A 2337-nucleotide genomic window follows, 5' to 3' on the forward strand; every position below is an offset into this window, starting at 1 on the left:
GAGTTCGAAGTCACCGGTCAACGAGCATTCGATTGCCGTGCCGCACAGCTCCGAATCGCCTTGTGATGCGTGCGGGTCCCCGATCGACAGCAGCGCGCCCGGCACGCCTACCGGCAGATAAACGCTCGCGCCGCGCGCGACCCGCCAGTTGTCCAGGTTGCCGCCGAACGCCGACGGCGGAATGGAATCGATCAGGCCATGCTGCTGTGGCGCCACCGCGATGACGCCAAAATGCGGCCGCACTGGAATGGTCACGTTCTTGAGGATGTCGTGGTTCTCGACCACCGTCGAGTGATCGACCGGCACGCCGGGATAATCGATGGTCGGATGGACCACGCCGAAGGGATCGCGTTGCGGCGTCCAGCGGTAGTTATAGACTGCACGCGCGTAAGCGGTGGCGCTGTCGGGCGCCGGTTCCGCGTCGATCTCGTAGATGGTGACGACTTCGCGCGGCTTCGGTTCCGTCAGCAGCTCGCGATAGTGAAAGCCCCACCACGCAGCCGCATTGCTGCCGAAGGCGCGGCCACGGAATTTGGGGCTGGCGCAACGCCGGGCGTGAATATCGATAATGCGCACTTCGAGCACGTCGCCGGGCTCCGCGTGGCGAACGGCGATCGGGCCCGTACAGATATGCACGCCGAAGCCTTCACCCGCGCCGCGGCCAAAGATCGATGCATCCATCGGACCCGCGCCTCGCCGGTTCACGTTCTTGCGCTCGGCCGTCCAGTGGAAAACGCTTTCCGCGCCGGGGTCGCCCGCGACCATGCGCTCCCAGTCGTCGGACGCGTGCTGCGTCAATGTCTCGATGGTGACCGTGTCGCCGCTGTCCACTTCAAGCACCGGTTTCAGGTTGTGGCTGAAATAGCCCCAATGCACGGTGTTCGCCGTCGCGCGCAGCAGGTGATGGCGCGGTTTGTCGCGCGGAGCGGGTGCTGCTATCTGGACCGGGTCGATGCAGGGGTCATCGAGCGCAACGAGCGTATCCGCGTCCGCCTCTGCGCCCCCTTGCTTCGCATGCAGGAGCAGACCGCTCGCGTTGACCGGCAAACCACGCGAGATGCGGCGCACGAGATGGCGTGCGATCTCAAGACTCGCTTCGTGACGGAACGTACGCGGGGACGCGCCGTAACGTTCGCGAAAGACGCGGCTGAAATGTGCGGGATCGTTGAAGCCCCAACGAAAGCAAATGTCGGAGACGGAAACCTTTTCGTACAGCGGATCGACGAGTTCTGCACGGCAGCGTTCGAGCCTGCGCGAACGAAGATAGGTAGAGAAACTTTGCCCAGCGGTTTCGAACAGCTTTTGCACGTACCGTGGCGACACGCGCTCTTCTTTCGCGAGCGTGCCAACGCCCAGTTCGGGATCGCCGAGGTTAGCTTCGATAGACCGGCACATGCGCGAAAAAATAGCCGTCTGCGATGGCGTAAGCCCACCGAACGAACCTTTGTGCTCATGCCCCGCGAGACTCGCCACGAGGAACTCGGCAAGCGCCAGTTCCAACGGACGCAACTCGCCGGCGCAGAGCGTCTCGACACTTTCCGCTACCGACACGAGAAAACCGGAGAAGACGTGACCGATACCGGTATCGCCCGAAAGACGCGCCGCGCGCAGTAAAAACGGCGACAGCAGGCGGGCGTTGATCGCGGCCCGCGGCACCCGCACCATGAACAGGCGAAAGTTTGTGGTAAACACGAGCGACGCCGCTTCCTGTGACGATGCATAGACAATGTCGCGCACAGCCACACGTTCGCGCAGGCCGTCGGTCACGAGCGTCGCGTCGCCGTCGAGATGCAGCACGATCATGAGGCTGTCGGTGTTATCGGCCTTGAGGTCGAGCGTCTGCGGCACGGAAGCAAGCGACGTGAGCTCGAAGCCGCCCGCCGATGTCTGCGACGTCAACGTGCCGTGCAGCGTGTGCTCCCCGAGCCTGCCGCACCAGCCAAGCCGGTCGAGCGCAGCGCTCCATGCGCGCACGCGCTCCACCTCGGGATATGACTCGGTTGTAAAGCGCGACAGGTCCAAACGAGGCTCCCCAAAAAAGAACGGCAGGACGGGGAGCTTGAAGCAACCTTCGCGCCATCGGACGTTATGGGTGGATGGCAGATCCCGACGCGTGGCCTGCCGTAGCGCAGTGCATGGATGCGCCGTTGCGGCGCATCCATGCACGATGAAGCACTTTGCGTGGGCCATTTTTTGCGGTCTTTCACCAGCACCGTGCAGTCTCTCTCCACGTTGGCGTGCACACCTATACCAGCAGTTGTGCGCGGCCAGACAAGTCCTCAAGACTCCGTTCGCGTACGCTTTGGCGCGTACCTTGCCGCCGAATCCCTGCGTGCG

The 2337-nt window shown here is 63.5% G+C and carries 1 protein-coding gene; it reads right to left on the reverse strand.

Annotated elements, in window-relative coordinates; all coding sequences use genetic code 11:
* The coding region (locus VGH68_RS10095; protein ID WP_331603453.1) for an acetamidase/formamidase family protein at positions 1–2022 on the reverse strand (2022 nt) is incomplete at its 3' end.
* Positions 2023–2337: the final 315 nt, after the last annotated feature.

Source organism: Paraburkholderia sp., assembly GCF_036488505.1.
Classification (GTDB): domain Bacteria; phylum Pseudomonadota; class Gammaproteobacteria; order Burkholderiales; family Burkholderiaceae; genus Paraburkholderia.